The sequence below is a fragment of the Neobacillus bataviensis LMG 21833 genome, assembly GCF_000307875.1.
Taxonomy (GTDB): domain Bacteria; phylum Bacillota; class Bacilli; order Bacillales; family Cytobacillaceae; genus Neobacillus; species Neobacillus bataviensis.
On record NZ_AJLS01000037.1, the window covers coordinates 20873 to 39022 of the forward strand.

At 38.5% G+C, this 18150-nt stretch carries 18 protein-coding genes; 5 read left to right on the forward strand and 13 right to left on the reverse strand.

The window, feature by feature from the left end; all coding sequences use genetic code 11:
* Positions 1 to 138 precede the first annotated feature (138 nt).
* Positions 139 to 1122, forward strand: a complete 984-nt coding sequence (guaC, locus tag BABA_RS04985) for a GMP reductase (protein WP_007084047.1) — start codon at positions 139 to 141, stop codon at positions 1120 to 1122.
* Between the two features lie 108 nt (positions 1123 to 1230).
* Here the strand turns inward: guaC and BABA_RS04990 are convergent, their stop codons facing one another.
* Both BABA_RS04990 and BABA_RS04995 read right to left on the reverse strand, forming a co-directional pair.
* On the reverse strand, positions 1231 to 2595 hold the full coding sequence (locus BABA_RS04990) for an Nramp family divalent metal transporter (RefSeq protein WP_007084048.1): 1365 nt from the start codon (positions 2593 to 2595) through the stop codon (positions 1231 to 1233).
* Between the two features lie 232 nt (positions 2596 to 2827).
* Positions 2828 to 3142, reverse strand: a complete 315-nt coding sequence (locus tag BABA_RS04995) for a thioredoxin family protein (protein WP_007084049.1) — start codon at positions 3140 to 3142, stop codon at positions 2828 to 2830.
* A 219-nt stretch (positions 3143 to 3361) separates the two neighbouring features.
* On the opposite strand from BABA_RS04995, the gene BABA_RS05000 reads away from it, so the two are divergent.
* Positions 3362 to 3628, forward strand: a complete 267-nt coding sequence (locus tag BABA_RS05000) for a hypothetical protein (RefSeq protein ID WP_007084050.1) — start codon at positions 3362 to 3364, stop codon at positions 3626 to 3628.
* A 67-nt stretch (positions 3629 to 3695) separates the two neighbouring features.
* On the opposite strand, the gene qoxD is transcribed toward BABA_RS05000, so the two are convergent.
* From qoxD to qoxA, 4 genes are all read right to left on the reverse strand, one after another.
* Positions 3696 to 3977 (reverse strand): cytochrome aa3 quinol oxidase subunit IV, encoded by a 282-nt coding sequence (gene qoxD, locus BABA_RS05005; RefSeq protein WP_007084051.1) that lies wholly within the window; start codon positions 3975 to 3977, stop codon positions 3696 to 3698.
* 1 nt (position 3978) lies between these two features.
* The gene (qoxC, locus tag BABA_RS05010) at positions 3979 to 4575 is read right to left on the reverse strand and encodes a cytochrome aa3 quinol oxidase subunit III (RefSeq protein WP_007084052.1); all 597 of its coding nucleotides are present in this window, start codon (positions 4573 to 4575) and stop codon (positions 3979 to 3981) included.
* A complete protein-coding gene (qoxB, locus tag BABA_RS05015) occupies positions 4575 to 6521 on the reverse strand; it encodes a cytochrome aa3 quinol oxidase subunit I (RefSeq protein ID WP_007084053.1) in 1947 nt (648 codons plus the stop codon). The genes qoxC and qoxB overlap by 1 nt, the downstream gene beginning before the upstream one ends.
* Positions 6522 to 6591: 70 nt before the next feature.
* Complete coding sequence (gene qoxA, locus BABA_RS05020) at positions 6592 to 7491, reverse strand: cytochrome aa3 quinol oxidase subunit II (protein ID WP_007084054.1); 900 nt, start codon at positions 7489 to 7491, stop codon at positions 6592 to 6594.
* A gap of 353 nt (positions 7492 to 7844) precedes the next feature.
* Here qoxA and BABA_RS05025 point away from each other — a divergent pair, with 353 nt between their 5' ends.
* Both BABA_RS05025 and BABA_RS05030 read left to right on the forward strand, forming a co-directional pair.
* On the forward strand, positions 7845 to 8294 hold the full coding sequence (locus BABA_RS05025) for a S1 domain-containing RNA-binding protein (RefSeq protein WP_007084055.1): 450 nt from the start codon (positions 7845 to 7847) through the stop codon (positions 8292 to 8294).
* 103 nt (positions 8295 to 8397) lie between these two features.
* Positions 8398 to 9225 (forward strand): HAD family hydrolase, encoded by an 828-nt coding sequence (locus BABA_RS05030; protein WP_007084056.1) that lies wholly within the window; start codon positions 8398 to 8400, stop codon positions 9223 to 9225.
* Positions 9226 to 9287: 62 nt separating this feature from the next.
* On the opposite strand, the gene BABA_RS27175 is transcribed toward BABA_RS05030, so the two are convergent.
* From BABA_RS27175 to BABA_RS05060, 7 genes are all read right to left on the reverse strand, one after another.
* Positions 9288 to 9455, reverse strand: coding sequence for a hypothetical protein (locus BABA_RS27175; RefSeq protein WP_157273108.1), 168 nt, complete (start codon positions 9453 to 9455; stop codon positions 9288 to 9290).
* A gap of 148 nt (positions 9456 to 9603) precedes the next feature.
* Positions 9604 to 10983, reverse strand: a complete 1380-nt coding sequence (brnQ, locus tag BABA_RS05035; protein ID WP_007084057.1) for a branched-chain amino acid transport system II carrier protein — start codon at positions 10981 to 10983, stop codon at positions 9604 to 9606.
* A 229-nt stretch (positions 10984 to 11212) separates the two neighbouring features.
* A complete protein-coding gene (locus tag BABA_RS05040; protein WP_007084058.1) occupies positions 11213 to 12010 on the reverse strand; it encodes an HAD family hydrolase in 798 nt (265 codons plus the stop codon).
* Between the two features lie 133 nt (positions 12011 to 12143).
* The gene (locus tag BABA_RS05045; RefSeq protein ID WP_007084059.1) at positions 12144 to 13337 is read right to left on the reverse strand and encodes a glucose-1-phosphate adenylyltransferase; all 1194 of its coding nucleotides are present in this window, start codon (positions 13335 to 13337) and stop codon (positions 12144 to 12146) included.
* Positions 13338 to 13602: 265 nt separating this feature from the next.
* Positions 13603 to 14832: a DUF438 domain-containing protein gene (locus BABA_RS05050; protein WP_007084060.1), complete on the reverse strand. Its 1230-nt coding sequence runs from the start codon at positions 14830 to 14832 to the stop codon at positions 13603 to 13605.
* Between the two features lie 197 nt (positions 14833 to 15029).
* Positions 15030 to 16622 (reverse strand): long-chain-fatty-acid--CoA ligase, encoded by a 1593-nt coding sequence (locus tag BABA_RS05055; protein WP_007084061.1) that lies wholly within the window; start codon positions 16620 to 16622, stop codon positions 15030 to 15032.
* A 300-nt stretch (positions 16623 to 16922) separates the two neighbouring features.
* Positions 16923 to 17663, reverse strand: a complete 741-nt coding sequence (locus BABA_RS05060) for a class I SAM-dependent methyltransferase (RefSeq protein WP_007084062.1) — start codon at positions 17661 to 17663, stop codon at positions 16923 to 16925.
* Between the two features lie 257 nt (positions 17664 to 17920).
* Between BABA_RS05060 and BABA_RS27835 the strand changes: the two genes are divergently transcribed.
* On the forward strand, positions 17921 to 18150 hold a 230-nt coding region (locus tag BABA_RS27835; RefSeq protein ID WP_211214160.1), incomplete at its 3' end, for a CotG/ExsB N-terminal domain-containing protein.

An 18150-nucleotide genomic window follows, 5' to 3' on the forward strand; every position in this document is an offset into this window, starting at 1 on the left:
TTTTATAAAAAGTTTATTAATTTTGTGAAAATAACTATTGAAACCTTTGACATACTAATAAAAATAAGGTAAATTAGCAAATGTACGAACAATAAATAAGTTATTTTATTTTAATATTCGTGTTTAGGGGTGCAATTCATGGAAAATGTATTTGATTACGAAGATATTCAATTGGTTCCTGCAAAATGTATAGTAAATAGCCGATCTGAGTGTGATACATCTGTAACATTAGGTGGTCGTACCTTCAAGCTGCCTGTGGTACCTGCCAATATGCAAACAATTATAGATGAAAAGCTTTCTATAACCTTAGCGGAAAATGGCTACTTTTATGTCATGCATCGTTTTGAACCAGAGAAGCGACTCTCTTTTATTAAAGATATGAAATCACGTGGTTTGTATGCCTCAATTAGTGTGGGTGTCAAAGAGGAAGAATATCAATTCATTCAACAACTAGCGGAGGAACAGCTTACTCCAGAATACATTACAATCGATATCGCGCATGGTCATTCTAATGCTGTGATCGAGATGATTAAGCACATTAAGAAACTTTTACCGGAAAGCTTTGTCATTGCCGGAAATGTTGGAACTCCAGAAGCCGTAAGAGAATTGGAACATGCCGGTGCGGATGCGACAAAAGTTGGGATTGGACCAGGAAAAGTTTGTATTACAAAGATAAAAACTGGATTTGGCACAGGCGGCTGGCAATTAGCAGCATTGCGTTGGTGTGCAAAGGCAGCTAGCAAGCCAGTTATTGCCGACGGTGGTATTCGGACACATGGTGATATTGCTAAATCAGTCAGATTTGGTGCAAGGATGGTCATGATTGGTTCGTTATTTGCCGGCCATGAGGAATCTCCTGGTGAAACCGTTGAGAAAGATGGCAAGCTCTTTAAAGAATACTTTGGTTCCGCATCAGAATTTCAAAAAGGCGAAAAGAAAAATGTTGAAGGCAAGAAAATGTATGTCGAATACAGGGGTTCTTTAAAAGATACGTTAATCGAAATGGAACAAGATCTTCAATCCTCCATTTCCTATTCTGGCGGAAACAAGTTAGAAGCAATCCGCAATGTAGATTATGTCGTTGTGAAAAATTCCATTTTTAATGGCGATAAAATCTACTAAATTGTTCTTCAATAGCTAACCGCAACACAAATAGGGAATGAAATCGCAATGATTTTCATTCCCTATTTTTTATTAGTAAATGAGCACCCGTTAATTCGGACAATCTTTTTACCCTAACTCTTGACCAGTAACAATAATATAGCCAATTAAGAATATATTCAAAACAACTATGACAACGGTACAAAGCCAAGCTAATATTTTTACTGGCAATGTATTAGCAAATTCGCCCATTTTCTTTTTATCGCTTGTAAATAAGACTAAAGGGATTACGGCAAATGGGAGTGCGAGACTTAAAACCACTTGGCTCCACAACAGTAGTTCACCAGTACCTTTAGACCCTGCTATCCATGTCACAATAAAGGCAGGGATGACTGCTAATAAACGAGTAATTAAACGGCGAAGCCACGGTGAAATTCGTATATGAATAAATCCTTCCATGACGATTTGACCGCTAATTGTTCCAGTAATCGTCGCATTTTGCCCTGAGGCAAGTAAGGCAACCGCAAATAAAGTACTCGCAATTCCTACACCCAAAGTTGGACTTAATAATGCATAGGCCGCTTCAATTTCAGACACATCCAAATTTGTACCATAAAAAGCTGCTGCTCCAAGGATTAAAATAGCGGAATTGATGAAAAAAGCACCCGTTAAAGAAAATGTGGAATCAATTAATGAAAATTTAATTGCCTCTCTTTTTCCTTCAATCGTTCTTTTATATTGTCTAGTTTGAACAATAGAGGAATGCAAATATAAATTATGCGGCATCACCGTTGCCCCTAATATCCCTAGAGAGATAAAAAGCATGCTTGGATTTGTGACAATTTCCATTTGTGGAACGAATCCGCCAAACAATGCTGAAATTTCCGGCTTTGATACAATCACTTCAAAGGCAAATACGACAAAAATAGTAACCATTAAGACAATCACAATCGATTCAATAATCCGAAAGCTTTTCTTTTGTAAGTAAAGTAGCAGCAACACATCCAATGTAGTGATGGCAATTCCTAATAATAAAGGAATTCCGAATAATAAATTTAACGCTATGGCTGAACCGATGACCTCTGCTAAATCGGTAGCAATAATGGCAAGTTCGGTTAGTATCCAGAGAAAAAAGCCCGTTTTCTTTCCCGTTGCATCCCTTGTTGCTTGTGCAAGATCCCTTCCAGTTACTATTCCAAGTTTTGATGCCAACGCCTGAAGCAGCATCGCAACTAAATTAGAAAGAAGTATGACAATCAATAATGTATACCCGAATCTTGCACCACCTGCAATGGATGTCGCCCAGTTTCCTGGATCCACGTATCCAACCGCCACTAAGGATCCAGGACCGGCAAATGCCAAAAGCTTTCGCCAAAAGCCACCCTTAGCTGGAACACTAACTGTATTATTTACCTCTTCTAAACTCACACTAGAGCTTTTATTTAGCCAACCCTGCTCTTCTTTTCCTTGCTTTGTTTGAGCTTGAATACTCATTATTTATCCCCCCAAAAAACTGGCTCCTAGTTAAAATATTTTCCTTAGTGCAACTTTTTAAGTAATGATTTCCACTCATTTATATATATGCAAGCATCGTACCATGGTTTCTTGTACTTGTAAATATTTTTTGCTTATAGGCAACTTTTTGTTAAGCAAGAAACATTTCAAATAAAAAAGCGCCAGGCACCATCCATGGTTTTGGACGATGCCTGACACTATCAGGTAGTAATTAAAGATTTTTTAAGAATTCATTAACTTGATCCTGTGTTTTTGCGTTGGCACTATGTAAATGAGCCAATTTTTCTCCATTCTTAAAAACCAATAAAGAAGGAATTCCCATCACATTTTGTTCTTCAGAAATCTCCGGAAATTCATCGCGGTCAATTTTGATCCATTGTTTGTCTGGATTCTCTTCGATTACTTCATCTATGAACATCGCTAACCGTTTGCAGTCAGGACACCATGTAGTAGTAAAAATTCCCACAGTTAGTTCATCTTTTGCGATTTGCCCACGGTATTCTTGCTCAGTTTTTACTTCTTTCATGTTCTGTCTCCCCTAATTCATTGTTAGTATAATACTTATCTTAGATTAAAATCATTTTTGTTAGAAATCAAGGAATAAACTTTTTCTTTTTTTTCGGTCAAAGCGATTAATAATATTATCCACTTCGTAAACTTTTTCAACCATTTTTTAAAAATAATTTTGACAAATTTGTGAACACTATGAATAATAGTAGTATAAGGAGATTTGGAGGAGGTCGTTATGGTGAATTCACGCATGAAAATTTTAAACGCAACAAAATGGGCTGGCGGTATTACATTAGTGACAGGTATAATGATCTTTTTATACGGAGTTGTAAGCGGATTCATCCCGGTTGTGGGTATTGGTGTCGGAACCATTGTAGGTGCGGTTATCTTCTTTCTTATGGGAGTGTTTTTTATCGCTACAGAGGAGATGGTTGAAAACACTGTTAAGGGAATTGAAATTACGCCGAACAAAAATAGGAATGGATTGTATTTAGTTAAATGATTATATTAATACTTATATAAAATGAAGAAAGAGAGCATCTAAAGACGCTCTCTTTCTTCATTATATTTTACATATCCCAAAGGAAAATGAGTAACGTACCAAACACGGTTATTAATGCCATGGCAATCATAAAACCTATTTTACCGTAAATCGTCCATTTATCTCCCGTTTCACCTGCATGCATAAACACAACAAGCTGAAGAAGTGCTTGAACAAAAGCAGTAACAATCAGGACAATCATTCCTTGTGCAAATGACAGGTGAAGGAAATAAACTGCAAGGGCAGCTGCCGTTAAAACTAAGGAAAAGGCAAAACCCATTATTTGTTTACGCGGAAATAATTCGCTCATCTTACATCATTCCTTTCAAATAGATGAAGCTGAAGATAAAGATCCAGACTACATCTAAGAAATGCCAATAAAGCGAGAAGATAAATGATTTATTCGCAGTTTCCGGAGTTAAGCCACGTTTTTTTAGCTGTAAGAGGATTGCTGTTCCCCAGAATAAACCGAATGTAACGTGTAAACCATGAGTCCCTAATGTAGTCAGCAGGATAGCTGTAAATGCACTAACCTGTAATCCGGCTCCGATATGAACATAATGGGTAAATTCATAGATTTCAACGCCTAAGAAAGCTAAACCTAAAAGCAATGTCACGATAAAGAATGTCATCATTGCCTTTTTCTTCCCAATGCGCATGGCGTGAACGCCAAGTCCAATCGTAAAACTACTTGTCAATAAAACAAGAGTTTCAATTAAAACAGGAGTAATTTCAAAAATTTCAGCGCCGCTTGGCCCGCTTCCAGTTCTATGCTCTAACGTAAAGTAAGATGTAAACAGGGTTGCAAACAGCATAATTTCGGCTGCAATAAAAACCCAAAAACCAAAAATCTTCATATCATTTTCTTTTGTACTATATTCTAATGGCAGCGAGTGATCGATTTTCATTAGTTAACACCTCGCAATTTTGTTTCAGTTTCTTCTATTTCTTTAACAGATATATATCGGCCATAATCTTTTTCAAATGAACGGTGTGCCATACATGCAAAGATGGCAAGCAGTGAAATAATCGCTGGAATCCAAAGTGAGAAGATCATCGAGAATCCAAATACAAAGAATATCGCACTCATTATAAATGGAACTCCGCTGTTATTCGGCATATGGATTTTTTCCAATTTACCTGGGAATAACTCATGGCCATTTTTCTTTGCATCCCAAAACGCTTGACTTGAAGCAACTTGCGGTTCAATGGCAAAGTTATATTCCGGTACTGGAGTATGTGTTGCCCATTCAAGTGACCGTGCATCCCAAGGATCCGCGCCAATATTTCTTGGCGAATAACGAACACTGTAATAAACGTTGTAGACGATTAAAGCAAAGCTGATCGCCATAACCCCAGCGCCAACAAACGAAAGCATATTTAATGCCCCATAGCCGGTTGCCTCAGAATAGGTGTACATACGGCGAGCCTGCCCATCTAAACCTGTAATGTACATTGGGAAAAAGGCTAAGCAAAAGCCGATGGAAAGAAGCCAGAATGCCCATTTTCCAATTCTTTCATTCAGCATAAAACCAAACATTTTTGGCCAATAATACGTTAGACCTGCAAGCATTGCAAATACAACACCAGGAATAATCGTATTATGGAAGTGAGCGACTAAGAACATTGTATTATGATACTGGTAGTCAGCAGCTGACATTGCTAGCATTACCCCTGTCACCCCACCTATGACAAATAACGGAATAAACCCGAGCGAATACAGCATTGGAACGGTAAAGCGAATTTTCCCTCTCCATAATGTGAATAACCAGTTAAAAATCTTAACCCCTGTAGGTACAGCAATCATCATTGTTGTTATGGAGAAGAAGCTGTTTGCTACTGCCCCTTGCCCCATTGTAAAGAAATGGTGCGCCCAAACCATACAGGAAAGTGCTGAAATAATAACCATGGAAGCCACCATGGATTTATAGCCATAAAGGTTTCTTCCAGCAAATGTTGAAATAATTTCACTGTATATACCAAAAGCAGGTAAGATGAGAATATAAACTTCAGGGTGTCCCCATACCCAGAACAGGTTTGCCCAGAGCATATCCATACCACCGTTTGTGGTCGCGAAGAAGTGGGTTCCAAATAATCTGTCCATGCTTCCCATTGCAAGTGCCACTGTTATGACCGGGAAAACCGTAACGATTATAAGGTTCGTCACTAAAACAGACCAGGTAAACATCGGCATCTTCATTAAGGTCATGCCTGGTGCTCTCATTTTCATAATCGTTGTAATCATATTAATACCGGTCATTAGCGATCCAATTCCGGATATTTGAATGGCGATCATATAATAGTTCGTTCCAACTGATTTACTGAATTCATTCCCTGCAAGCGGGAAATAAGAAGTCCAGCCTGCATCAGGTGATCCCCCGATAACAAAAGAGATATTAAATAGCATTGCACCAAAGAAGAATAACCAGAAGCTTAATGCATTTAATCTTGGAAACGCCACATCCCGTGCTCCAATTTGTAATGGAACAACATAGTTCATAAAGGCAAAGATGAATGGCATTGCCATAAACATGACCATTACAACACCGTGTGTTGAGAAAACTTCATTATAATGCTGTGCATCAAGTAGCTTACTATCAGGTACAGCAAGCTGGGCACGCATCATAATCGCGTCCACTCCGCCTCGGAATAACATAATCAAAGCAGAGATTAAATACATAATCCCAATCCGTTTATGGTCAACCGTTGTTAACCATTCCTGCCATAAATAACCCCATTTTTTAAAATAGGTTAAGCCAGCAATAATGGCAATCACTGTAAGACCAATTGCAACCATTGATGCATAGATCGCAATACTTGGATGTGGTATGGCAAATCGTTCAAAGAACTCCATCCTATATTAACTCCTTCCAAGAATTCATTTTTTCAACTATTCATTTACCGTTCAATATTTACTCATAATTTTAGTGATCTGACATATCCATATCCATTTGTGAATGGTCAGTATGATCTTCCTCATGTTTGTCCGAACCCATGTGATGTTCATTAGGAGGAGGATTAAAGCCTAAATGCGTACCAGTAAATGTCATTTGTCCGAGATGGCCGGGTTTTAATAACTCATTAAACTTGTTCTCTGTTAGAGGTTTTGCGGTCTTCTTCACGTCTTTTACCCATTTATCAAAATCCTTTTCGGACATTGCCGTAACATTGAACATATTTTCAGCAGATCCTTTACCGCTAAAGTTTGCGTTTCGTCCCATCATTTCACCAGGTTCATCTGCAGCTAAGTGCAATGTCGTGATCATATCAGACATTGCGTATTTTTGGCCGCCTAGCTGTGGAATCCAGAAACTTGTAATTGGTCCGTATGAATAAAGCTTAAATTCAATCGGACGGTCTGTTGGAATATACAAATAGTTAACTGTTTCAATATTTTCCTTCGGGTAACTAAAATGCCATTTCCAGTCAGATGATGAAGCATAAATCACTAAAGGCTCTTTATCCGCATATGCTTGTGGTTTAGCTTCAACGATGTGGTTACTTTGTACAGATACAAAGGAAAAGTACGTAACAATGACGATTGGAATACCGACGCAGATCAACTCGACCCATTTATTCCCCTCGATGTGAGGCGGTTCATAGTCTGGGCTTGCCTTTGAAGCACGATATTTAATTAACACATATATCAAAATAGCGAAAACAACAATCACAATAAATGACATGATTCCAATTGATAGCAAGATATCATGGGCTTGCCTTTCCGCTTGAGGCCCTTTAGGGTCAAGAACCATAAGTGGCTCACATCCTGTAAGCACTGTGGCAATAGTTAAAACAAGCATTAACAAAGCCGATTTTAATTTCATACTAGTACCCCTTTCTCTTATTTAAGACATTTCCATGTTTAAAATATTTTTTGATTATGTGATTTAAATCACATCTTAAAGCTATCTTAATAGCATTTAGTTTGAAAGGACACCCATTTGGAAGATATGTCACTAAATGTTCAAAAACAATTCAACAATTTGAAAAGAGGATACGATTTATTGGAATTTTGTTTGTAAATCGATTATTATATAGAATTTGTGAATTACTTCACGTAATCCACAACAAATGAAAATAGGCTATTTTGCTTTATAAATAAAGAGGATATTCTTTTTCGTAAATATTTGTTATAATAAAATTGTCTTTAACATTATTGAGGGGGAACTATATTTCCATGTCAGTCGAAGTAGGCAGTAAAGTACAAGGTAAAGTAACAGGCATCACTAATTTTGGAGCATTCGTAGAATTACCAGGAGGTTCAACAGGTCTCGTGCATATTAGTGAGGTTGCGGACAGCTATGTAAAGGATGTAAATGATCATCTGAAAATAGGCGACCTAGTCGAAGTAAAAGTTATCAGTGAAAAGGACGGAAAAACTGCCTTATCCATCAAAAAAGCAATTGAAAAACCAGAGGCACAAACTTCATCTTATTCTCAACGACCACCGCGTCAAGGAAGGGCGGATAATCGTTCTAAAGACTTTCGTTCAAAAGGTCAGTTCAAACCGAGAGAAAGTTTTGAAGATAAAGTGTCTAAGTTTTTAAAATCAAGTGAAGAGAATTTATCTAGCCTCAAACGCAACACTGAATCAAAACGAGGCGGGCGGGGCGGAAGACGCGGATAACCTTCTGCGTTTTTCATAGATCATATAGATAAGGGCAAGCCTGCATAAAACAGGCTTGCTTTTTACGTTAAGTTGAATGTAAATGGAGAGGATGATACAACCCATGAAATGCCTATCAATTGATTTGGACGGTACATTGTTAAACTCAGATCATGAAATTACAGAAGCAAGCGTGAAAGCATTAAACGAACTTCAGGAGCAAGGTCATTGCCTGATCATGAATACGGGGCGTGCCTATGCCGATGTCATTAAGCTAAAAGCCATCCAAAATATGGAGGTTCCTCTTTTTTGTGTCAATGGTTCTGTTTTATACTCCAAAACGAGAGAACTGCTGTTTGAGGCAACCCTATCCATTTCAACTTATAAAAAAATATTCTCGATTCTAAAGGGATTAGGTGTGGGAATTCTCGTCTATACAAACCAAGGGGGCTATCCTTCCACTCTTCCCCCATTGCATGGAAAAACAAAACAGGAGCTGGACACCCTTTTTCAAGAATTCAATTATAATGCCATTCTTGAAAAGGAAAATCTAAAAATCTATAAACTTATCGCCTTGGTTCATCCAGACCAGCTTGATAAAATTGCCGAAGCGAAAACCGCCTTAGCAGGCAAATTTCCGATTTCAATGGCTTCCTCCTTTCCTAATAATTTGGAAATCACCTCTAATGAAGCCCATAAAGGAAAGGCATTATTACGGTACCAAGACATGATGGGTCTATCCTTTGATGAAATTATTGCTTTTGGCGATGGCGGTAACGATCTAGCACAATTTGAAGTCGCCACTACCTCTGTTGCAATGGGAAATGCTCCGCTTCATGTTCAACAAAAGGCGGATATCATCACGAAAACCAATGATGAAGATGGTTTTGCCTATGCGGTTCGTCAGCTTTTACCATTACTTAAAAGTGAAGAGAAAATAATGGCTAATTAAATTTAAAACGAGCCTTGCCAATTCATTGGCAAGGCTAATTCTTTACGTGCTGCATTCTCCCATTAATACTTTGTTAAGAGCTTCATAATTTCTTTTCTTCGATCCTTATTTTTTATTCTCGTTAAATCAAGGGCTACTTCATAGCCTTTATGTTTCGACCTTAAGACTTCTTTTATCGCACTTTTGACACTTGCCTCATTATCTGTAACGGTGATTACCCTACGTAACATTGTTTCTCCTCCCCAGATGGTTTGGTTTATTTAAACAATGGGTAATTGTTTTAAAAAGAGAAAATAATCAGTAAACTTATTATACCTATTTCCCCACAATCTGGCTATTGTTTCCTGCATAAAAAAACATCCCCACCATGTGGAGATGTTAATGGGCACCTTCTTCTTTGTTCTTTAACCGAATGGCTGAGAAATTATGCAAACGAACGATGCAACCTGAAATCAATATGGCAATAAAAACTGGAAGCAGCCAGCCAAGTCCATCATTGTATAAGGGCAACGTTTTTTCATAAAATGAAATAATCGCTTGTAACCACCCAAAATAGCTGATTTCAAGCAGCTTACATAAGGTTTTTAGGCCATCAATTAAACTAATCATAAATGTTACCGCAATGGCTGACGCGTATACAGTCCTTGAATAATAAAACAGCTTTGATAAAAATGTCAGCAGCATTAAGGTTACTGCTAGTGGATATAACAACATTAACACTGGAATGGAGAAGTTAATAATATTCGCTAACCCAAAATTCGCAACAACAAAGGAAACAACTGAAAAGAAAACAACCCACATTTTGTAACTGACTTTAGGTAACAGCATATGGAAATATTCCCCGCAAGCCGTCATCAATCCGATACTTGTCGTCAAACAGGCAAGGATAATGACAATTGATAACATGAAATTTCCTGCCGTACCAAAATAATAAGATGCTGCCTTGCCAAGGACAGGCCCTCCGGTTTCAAACAGACCAAACGCACCCGTACTTGTTGCGCCGAGATAGGCAATGCCGATGTAGATTATTCCGAGGAACACGATTGCGACAATCCCGGATTTAGCCGATGCCATAAGAATTCCGCGGGTAGAAGTTACCCCCATCGAACGAATCGCATTGATGACAATAATCCCAAATACAAGCGATGCGAGTGCATCCATCGTATTATACCCTTCCATTAAGCCCTTCATAAACGCCCCGTTAACATAGGACTCCTGCGGTGCACCAATGGAACCGACTGGTTTCACCATGACCATCACCAATAAAACAAAAAGGAGAATAATGATTCCTGGTGAGAGGATTTTCCCCACGTTGTCCACAATCTTAGCAGGGTTCAAAGAAAACCATAGTGTGACAAGAAAGAAAACACAGGTAAATAGAATTAATCCAACTTGGCCAAATCCGCCGCCAACAAACGGAGCAATCCCGATATCGTAGGCAACAGCACCTGTCCGTGGTGCTGCAAAAAATGGCCCAATCGTTAAATATAGCAGCGATGTAAAGATGATTCCATATACAGGATGAACTCGACCCGCAAGCTCCTGTAAATTTTTACTGCCAGAAAAGCCCATCGCCAAAATTCCAAGGAATGGCAGACCGATTCCAGTAATTAAAAATCCTCCTATTGCCATCCAAATGTTTTTTCCTGCCATTTGTCCCAATCCAGCGGGAAAAATTAAGTTCCCGGCACCAAAAAATAACGCAAACAACATAACCCCTATAATGAAATACCTTGAAAACGGTAATTTATTTTGCATAATATTTGCCACATCCTGTTGTAAAAATACTGATAGTATAAATATACTATAGATAATTGAACTATTTCCGTGACTAATAATACTATTCTCACGAAAGAAATTCAACCTATTTTGGGGATTATTTAGATAATTTCGAAATGAAAAAACCTTACTGTTTTTTTAATATCAGTAAGGTTTATCAATAAAAGTAATAAGAGTCTAAAGGTTATTACAATGTTATACTAAAAAACTAAAAACGATCCCGGAGGTTTTCTAAGATAGGAAAAAGTTCTTCTAAATGCTTAATTTCATATGTAGGGATGACTTCATTTCGCTCTATATTGTGGCGATTAATCCAAATAGTCCTAATGCCGGAACGATTAGCACCGAGAATATCTGTCATCAGGTTATCCCCAACCATGATTACTTCCTCTTTCTTCAACGAAAGAAGGGACAATGCATGCTCAAAAATGGATGGATCAGGTTTTCCTCTTCCAAAAGCGCCAGAAATCACAATTTGATCAAAATAAGGGACAAGTTCTGGCGTAATCTCTAGTTTTGTATTTTGTAAATCGGGTGAACCATTTGTCAACAGAAGTAGTTGATAGTTTCCCTTTAAGAGATCAAGGGTTTTAAAGGTTTCATCGTATACAAAAGGTACCTTTCTGCGTTCCTGTGGAAAACGTTCCGCTAACCACTCGCCAAAATCAGGGTCATCCACCCCCATCGTTTTTAGCCCATTTGTCCAGGCGTCTTTACGATAACCAGGAACCGTTTCTTTCATTTTTATAAAATGATCATGATGTTCATCTAAAAAATTTCCCCATAATCCTTCGAATGGATTGATCCCTATAATTTGCGTAAAAGGGTAAAAGTCATAGGAAGTATAAAGATTTCTAGCTGCCTCACGGACAGCATCTTCCAATTGGTCGGCATCCACTCCGCAACGATTTTCGGCTGCCTTACATGTCGCCGCAAAGGCTTCTTTGATACTCTTTTGATCCCAAAGCAATGTATCATCTAAATCAAAAAATATGGCTTTTATCATATCAGACCTCACCCTTTTTCAAAAAACTATTTTTAATAGTTTACCATTTTACTAATTTAAAGCAAATTGTTTTGCGAAATATTCAAAAAAGTGTATGAAAATATTTCTCCATACACTTTTTTAAAAATTTCAGCTAAGACGTCACAGATATCACTTGATTATTTGCCGAAAAATCCTTGATGGTTGGATCAACGGTCTCGTTATTTCCCACTACCATTAAATTTTCCTCCGGATTCTTCGAGACAATAATCACGCCATTCTTGATCAGTGATTGACTTCCGACCACGGCATTTTCAATCCATGCATTCTCCCCAATTGTTGTATGCGGCAAAATGACCGAGTTTCGAATTCGTGCCCCCTTTCCTACCTTCACACCATTAAATAAAACCGACTCTTCAATTGACCCGTAAACTTCGCAGCCTTCGCTAATCAAACTATGATGAATCTTTGCACTTTTTGCTAAAAATAATGGCGGCTCATGATGTTCAACCGTATGAACGGGCCATTCAGGATTCTGCAGAAAAATATTATCCTCTCCTTTCAACAAATCCAGATTCGCCTCCCAGTAACTATGGACTGTCCCAACATCCCTCCAATATTTATCAAAATAGTACGCATAAAGCTGTAATCCATCAGACAGCATCGAAGGAATAATATCCTTGCCAAAGTCGCGATTGGTATATTCCTTCTGTTCCTCCTGCAATAAATAGTCTCTTAACCTCTTCCAAGTAAAAATATAAATTCCCATTGAGGCTAGATTTGATGTCGGTCTCTCCGGTTTTTCCTCAAAATCGATAATTTTGTAGGTTTGCCTATTAATATTGATGAGTCCAAAACGGCTTGCCTCTTCCCACGGAACCTCGACAACAGCAATGGTACAATCCGCCTTTGTTTCGATATGCTGCTCTAGCATCAAGGAATAATTCATCTTATAAATTTGATCCGCCGATAGAACGGCAACATAATCCGGGTTATATTGCTCAATGAATTCAATATTTTGATACACAGCATGTGATGTGCCCTCATACCACTCCACCCCAGAGTTACTGCGCTGATAGGGCGGGAGGATGGTTAAACCGCCATGTTGATTAGACAAATTCCAATAGCTGTAATGACCCAAATGTTCATGCAAAACATAGGGCTTGTATTGTGTTAAAATTCCGACTGTCTCAATTCCTGAGTTTTTGCAATTACTTAAAGCAAAGTCAATGATCCGGTATTTCCCTCCAAAAGGCACCGCCGGTTTCACAAGTGATTTGGTAAGCAGATTTAATCTCGTCCCATTACCACCGGCCAACAATAACGCAATCCATTTTTGTTTTTTCATATTCCTCCTCCTCAAAAAATTGTTTTTTAACCCTGTTTGCCGCCTATATAAAATGTTCTTCTTCTACTCTTATTATCACTGATTTTTACCATTTTTTCGTGTAACCTGTTACAGATTTGTGAATTTGTCCTGCTTTTTTATCGACATAAATTGTGTCCATACCCTTGATTTGACTGTACTTGTCGTAATTTAGAAGGTATGGAACAGATAAAAAAACTACCTGGAATCCCGCGCTTGCCGTTGCGGTTTCCAGGTAGTTTTTTTACTAAGATAATATTCTCTTTTCTCCATCTAGCGCTTTTATAGGTGCTATATTTTGCGTAAATTCTAGGGTACCGATGTATTTTCCGTTTTCATCCCGAACAGCAAAGTAGCGAATATAAACATATTTATCCTTAAATTGTATCCAAAAGTCCTCACAATCTTTCTTGCCTGATTTAAAATCGGCAAGTAATTCTTCGACTAAATGGACGCTTCTTGGCGGATGGCAATTTTGAACCGTACGGCCAATGACTGCTTTTGTCCGTGCAAAGATTCTTTCCTTCCCGTGTGAGAAATAGCGGACAACATCATCTTGGTCAATAAAAGTAATGTCTACCGGTAAATGGTTTAACAACAGTTCGAGTTGTTTTAAAGATAAGATCCCGGTTTCCATTTTTATAAATCCTTCAGTGATGGCATTTTCATCCATCCCTGTTCGATCTGGCTTCCATTCTTCTGCAGGGGCTGTAAGGCAAAAGCCTATTTCATCACTTTCATGGGCAATTTTTACCCACTCATCCTCTGTTAGATTTTTCAAAGCCATTGGGAATAGAATATTTTCTTCGCGGTAAATCATTTCTCCCACTTCTTGAATAACGTAATTCATTATTCCCATAACGGCTTGCTTGTCACCACTATAAGTAGCCAGCTTTTGTTTTGCTTCTTTAATGGCACCACGGATAAAATCGTCGATCCGCCACATGTTGGTGGTCGGGCCATAGATTCCGTATTTTTCTAAATACGGAAAAATCAAATTCTCTTTGCGGCTGTAATGCTTATCAATATCAAGCAAGAGATTGATATCTTCTAATAGATTAAATACAAGTTCCCTTGAATCTTCTTTTTCAAACTGCAAAAGGTGGATTTGAATCTTCGTTTTCAGTAATTTTTCAAGTTCTTGATTTTCTAGTTTAAAGGTATGAATAGGGTGTCCCGGCTGATCTTCAGGCTTTATCACTAGTTCCGCACTCTCTTCTTCAATCGATCCTTTAAGAATAGCCGTATGCTGGGCATACAAGCGCTGCAGTTCCGTTGCGGAAATTCCTTCGACAAAATCATGCTGGAGCTGGGAAATTTCATCCACGGTAATTTTTCCAATATAAGCGTCGAAATGCGCCTTTACTTCATCAAGATTTTGACCATTATGAAGGTCATGAAAAATTTGTTTTAACATCGTCATGCGCTCTGTATTTGTTGTAGTTAAAGTTTCACGGTTATTAATGAATTCACTCATTTTAGGATTCTCCTTCACTGGTACTGCGTACTTGTGTAATAGTTCTTAATTAATAAGGTATCACTTCCTAAATGGTTTGTTTGTGATTAACATCATCGGTACACTCTTAATTGTGAAAACTTTAAGAACGAATAATCCACATAAAAAAGGGCAGTGATTTTTTACCATCACTACCCTTCATACCTAAAATTTATCGATTAATTTACCTTCTTGGGGCCTTTCCAATACATTTCCCGTAAACGATATTTTTGTAGTTTCCCTGTTGCCGTTTTTGGTAGAGCGTCAACAAACTCAACAGCTTTTGGTGCTTTAAAGTGAGCCATGTTCTCACGGCAAAACTGAATGATTTCTACTTCTGTCACAATTGCGTTTTGCTGCAGGACAATGATTGCCTTCGGAACCTCGCCCCATTTTTCATCAGGTATGGCAATAACCGCTGTTTCTAGAACTGCAGGGTGTTTATACAAAACCCCTTCGACTTCCGTGGAAGAAATATTTTCTCCTCCTGAAATAATCAAGTCCTTGGCCCTGTCTTGAATTTCAATAAATCCATCGGGATAAGTGACGGCTAAGTCACCTGTGTGGAACCATCCATCTCTAATGGCAGCCGCAGTCGTTTGTGGATCCTTGTAATAACCCGCCATCACCACATTGCCGCGGGTAATGATTTCACCGAGCTCCCGACCATTCCAGGCAACTTCTGCACCGTCTTGATGTACGACCTTTGTTTCTCCATTAAAAGCGAGTTCAATTCCCTGCCTTGCCTTAATGGTTGCTTGTTCATCGGCCGATTTTAAGTCAAATTCCTTTTTCCACTCGCAATAAAGGATAAAAGGTGAGGTTTCCGTCAAACCATACACATGAACCATATTTAATCCGAGAATTTCTTGGGCTTTATGAATCAGAGCCGCTGCCGGTGGTGCACCAGCAGTTGCCATCCGTGGACTCGTCTTGATCTTCACCTCTTTTGCCTTTGGATCATTTACAAGCATATTTACAACGGTCGGGGCGCCACATAACAGGGAAATATTTTTTTGCTCAAATAATTCAAGAATCAATGGCGGATCCACTTTTCGCAAACATACATGGGTACCACCAGCAGCCGTAATTGCCCAGACACCGCCCCAGCCATTAGCATGGAACATCGGTAAAGTATGTAAATACACATCATCAGGTTTTACATTAAGGTGATACAAGAAATTAGCAGCATTCAGGTAATTGCCACGATGCGTCAGCATAACACCCTTTGGCTTTGAGGTGGTTCCACTGGTGTAATTTAAGGTAAGAAGCTGATTTTCATCGATTTCTACTTCCGGTAATTCTGCATTTTGAGGGGCATGCCGAAGAAATTCCTCATAATCTACCCCTTTTAATGAAGTTTCATATCCCGCAACATGGACGTTGATAATTAGTTCCAAGGAAAGTTTTTCGATGATTTTCTCAATTGGAGCGGAAAATTCTTCATCGACAATTAACATCTTCGCGTCACTGTGACGGATAATATACTCCAAATCCTTCGCCGCAAGCCGGTAATTCAAAGGAACCATGACCGCACCAAGCTGACAAATGCCATAGAAGCATTCCAGCATGTAATGGGTGTTGGGTAACATTACCGCAACATGATCACCTGTCCCGATACCAGCTTGGTGTAAGGCAGCCGAAAGCAGATCTACACGAGTTCCAAATTCCTGATAGGTAAATTCCTTTTCTCCGTCAATTACAGCTGTTTTTTCAGGATAATATTTAATCGCTCTACGTTTCCAATCCAATGGGGTTAACGGGGCAAACATGAAAACCAGCTCCTTTTATTTGAAAATTCACTTACTAATTTCACCAACGATTTAACAAAATCCTTTAAATTTCGCAAATTCTTTTTCTTACATCTAGATTTTAATTTAGTCATAACAAATAGGCAGCACTGAATCACTGCCTTAATCGTTCATTTATTTGTTTATCGTCTGTTTATTGAAAGCTTTTTTTAATGCTGTACCGGCTTGCTCTAAGGCATTTTTTATTCGTGCTAGAGGCTTTATTTCCTTCTATTAAATTTCTTTAGAGCGAGGATTTTTTCACCAACCTGCTGGCCTTTATTAGGAATTCTTATTTAACAGATAGAAAACATAACCATAATATTCTGCGTAATTTCGATATAAATCAATTTCAGTTTGAAATTCTGCTAAGGTTTTTAATGCCTCTTGATCATGCTGATACTTTTCTTGGTACAGACTGACTCGTTCCTCTAACGGGGTATAGTAATGATCCCACCAACCAGATTCGGGCAAAACCAATGTATTAATTACTTCATATCCCAGGCTTTCAGCCTTTTTTCTATTTCCCTCAATAGAATCCACTCCGGGATATGCATTTTGCCAAAATTCTAGCGGTTTTTTGGGGGCATTTTCCTTCAGCCATGAAAGCTCGGAAACAACTAAAATCCCATTTTCCTTCAGGTATTTCTTCCATTCCATTAACCCTTTTTCAAACCCAATGATAAAAATAGCTCCCTCTGACCAAATTACATCAAATTGCCCTTCTGAGTATGGCAGATCCTTCATATTAGCTTTTTCGACATTTACTTTGTCTAGGAGTCCAAACTCCCTAACTTTCTCACGAAGGACGTCAAGAAAGTTGTCGTTAATATCTGTAGCTAAGATTGTGCCATCCGTCAATGAGGCAAGTTCGATTGTTTGCATACCAGGGCCGCAGCCAATATCTAAAATGGATGGTTTAGACACAAATTTCTCTATCAACTGATAGGCATTTCTTGTTGTCTCATTGTTTCCCGGCCCCTCTCTAGGGATATCCTTATGTAACTCATAAAAAATACTCACACGTACCTCTCTCCTTCACAGAATACATTCCATATTATTTTGACGTTTAATACTGGAAAAAGGTTCATCCCTTAAATGGTGCCTGACACCCTTTTTACGTCTTCCAGCTTTTTTATGTTGTTTTTGCAGATTCTTTTTTTATTATTGAGCAATTCCCCCATACAATTAGGACTACCTTTACGTAGATTAGTAGGAGAACAGGAGACGAGCTTATTTGCTTTTGTCTTCCCTATTCAAAATTAATAAGAGGTGAAATAATGAGACACTTTTCTACAGAGGATATTCAAAAGGCTGCAGAGGAAGTAAAAAGATCCGGGCATGGAAAACACATGTTTAATGACCCCGGATCCAAAAAGAGAACTCATCACAAAAAACATCATGGCCCAAAACCTCCCAAACATCGTAAAACTTCTCGCAGAACCACTACCAGAAATCGTCCTACTTCTGTGACCGTTACATCTAGACGGAATACTTCCAGAAATCCTCA

Excerpts from the sequence above, each read along its gene's own strand:
- guaC (WP_007084047.1), top strand. The coding sequence starts at position 139 with ATGGAAAATGTATTTGATTACGAAGATATTCAATTGGTTCCTGCAAAA.
- BABA_RS04990 (WP_007084048.1), bottom strand. The coding sequence starts at position 2,595 with ATGAGTATTCAAGCTCAAACAAAGCAAGGAAAAGAAGAGCAGGGTTGG.
- BABA_RS04995 (WP_007084049.1), bottom strand. The coding sequence starts at position 3,142 with ATGAAAGAAGTAAAAACTGAGCAAGAATACCGTGGGCAAATCGCAAAA.
- BABA_RS05000 (WP_007084050.1), top strand. The coding sequence starts at position 3,362 with ATGGTGAATTCACGCATGAAAATTTTAAACGCAACAAAATGGGCTGGC.
- qoxD (WP_007084051.1), bottom strand. The coding sequence starts at position 3,977 with ATGAGCGAATTATTTCCGCGTAAACAAATAATGGGTTTTGCCTTTTCC.
- qoxC (WP_007084052.1), bottom strand. The coding sequence starts at position 4,575 with ATGAAAATCGATCACTCGCTGCCATTAGAATATAGTACAAAAGAAAAT.
- qoxB (WP_007084053.1), bottom strand. The coding sequence starts at position 6,521 with ATGGAGTTCTTTGAACGATTTGCCATACCACATCCAAGTATTGCGATC.
- qoxA (WP_007084054.1), bottom strand. The coding sequence starts at position 7,491 with ATGAAATTAAAATCGGCTTTGTTAATGCTTGTTTTAACTATTGCCACA.
- BABA_RS05025 (WP_007084055.1), top strand. The coding sequence starts at position 7,845 with ATGTCAGTCGAAGTAGGCAGTAAAGTACAAGGTAAAGTAACAGGCATC.
- BABA_RS05030 (WP_007084056.1), top strand. The coding sequence starts at position 8,398 with ATGAAATGCCTATCAATTGATTTGGACGGTACATTGTTAAACTCAGAT.
- BABA_RS27175 (WP_157273108.1), bottom strand. The coding sequence starts at position 9,455 with ATGTTACGTAGGGTAATCACCGTTACAGATAATGAGGCAAGTGTCAAA.
- brnQ (WP_007084057.1), bottom strand. The coding sequence starts at position 10,983 with ATGCAAAATAAATTACCGTTTTCAAGGTATTTCATTATAGGGGTTATG.
- BABA_RS05040 (WP_007084058.1), bottom strand. The coding sequence starts at position 12,010 with ATGATAAAAGCCATATTTTTTGATTTAGATGATACATTGCTTTGGGAT.
- BABA_RS05045 (WP_007084059.1), bottom strand. The coding sequence starts at position 13,337 with ATGAAAAAACAAAAATGGATTGCGTTATTGTTGGCCGGTGGTAATGGG.
- BABA_RS05050 (WP_007084060.1), bottom strand. The coding sequence starts at position 14,832 with ATGAGTGAATTCATTAATAACCGTGAAACTTTAACTACAACAAATACA.
- BABA_RS05055 (WP_007084061.1), bottom strand. The coding sequence starts at position 16,622 with ATGTTTGCCCCGTTAACCCCATTGGATTGGAAACGTAGAGCGATTAAA.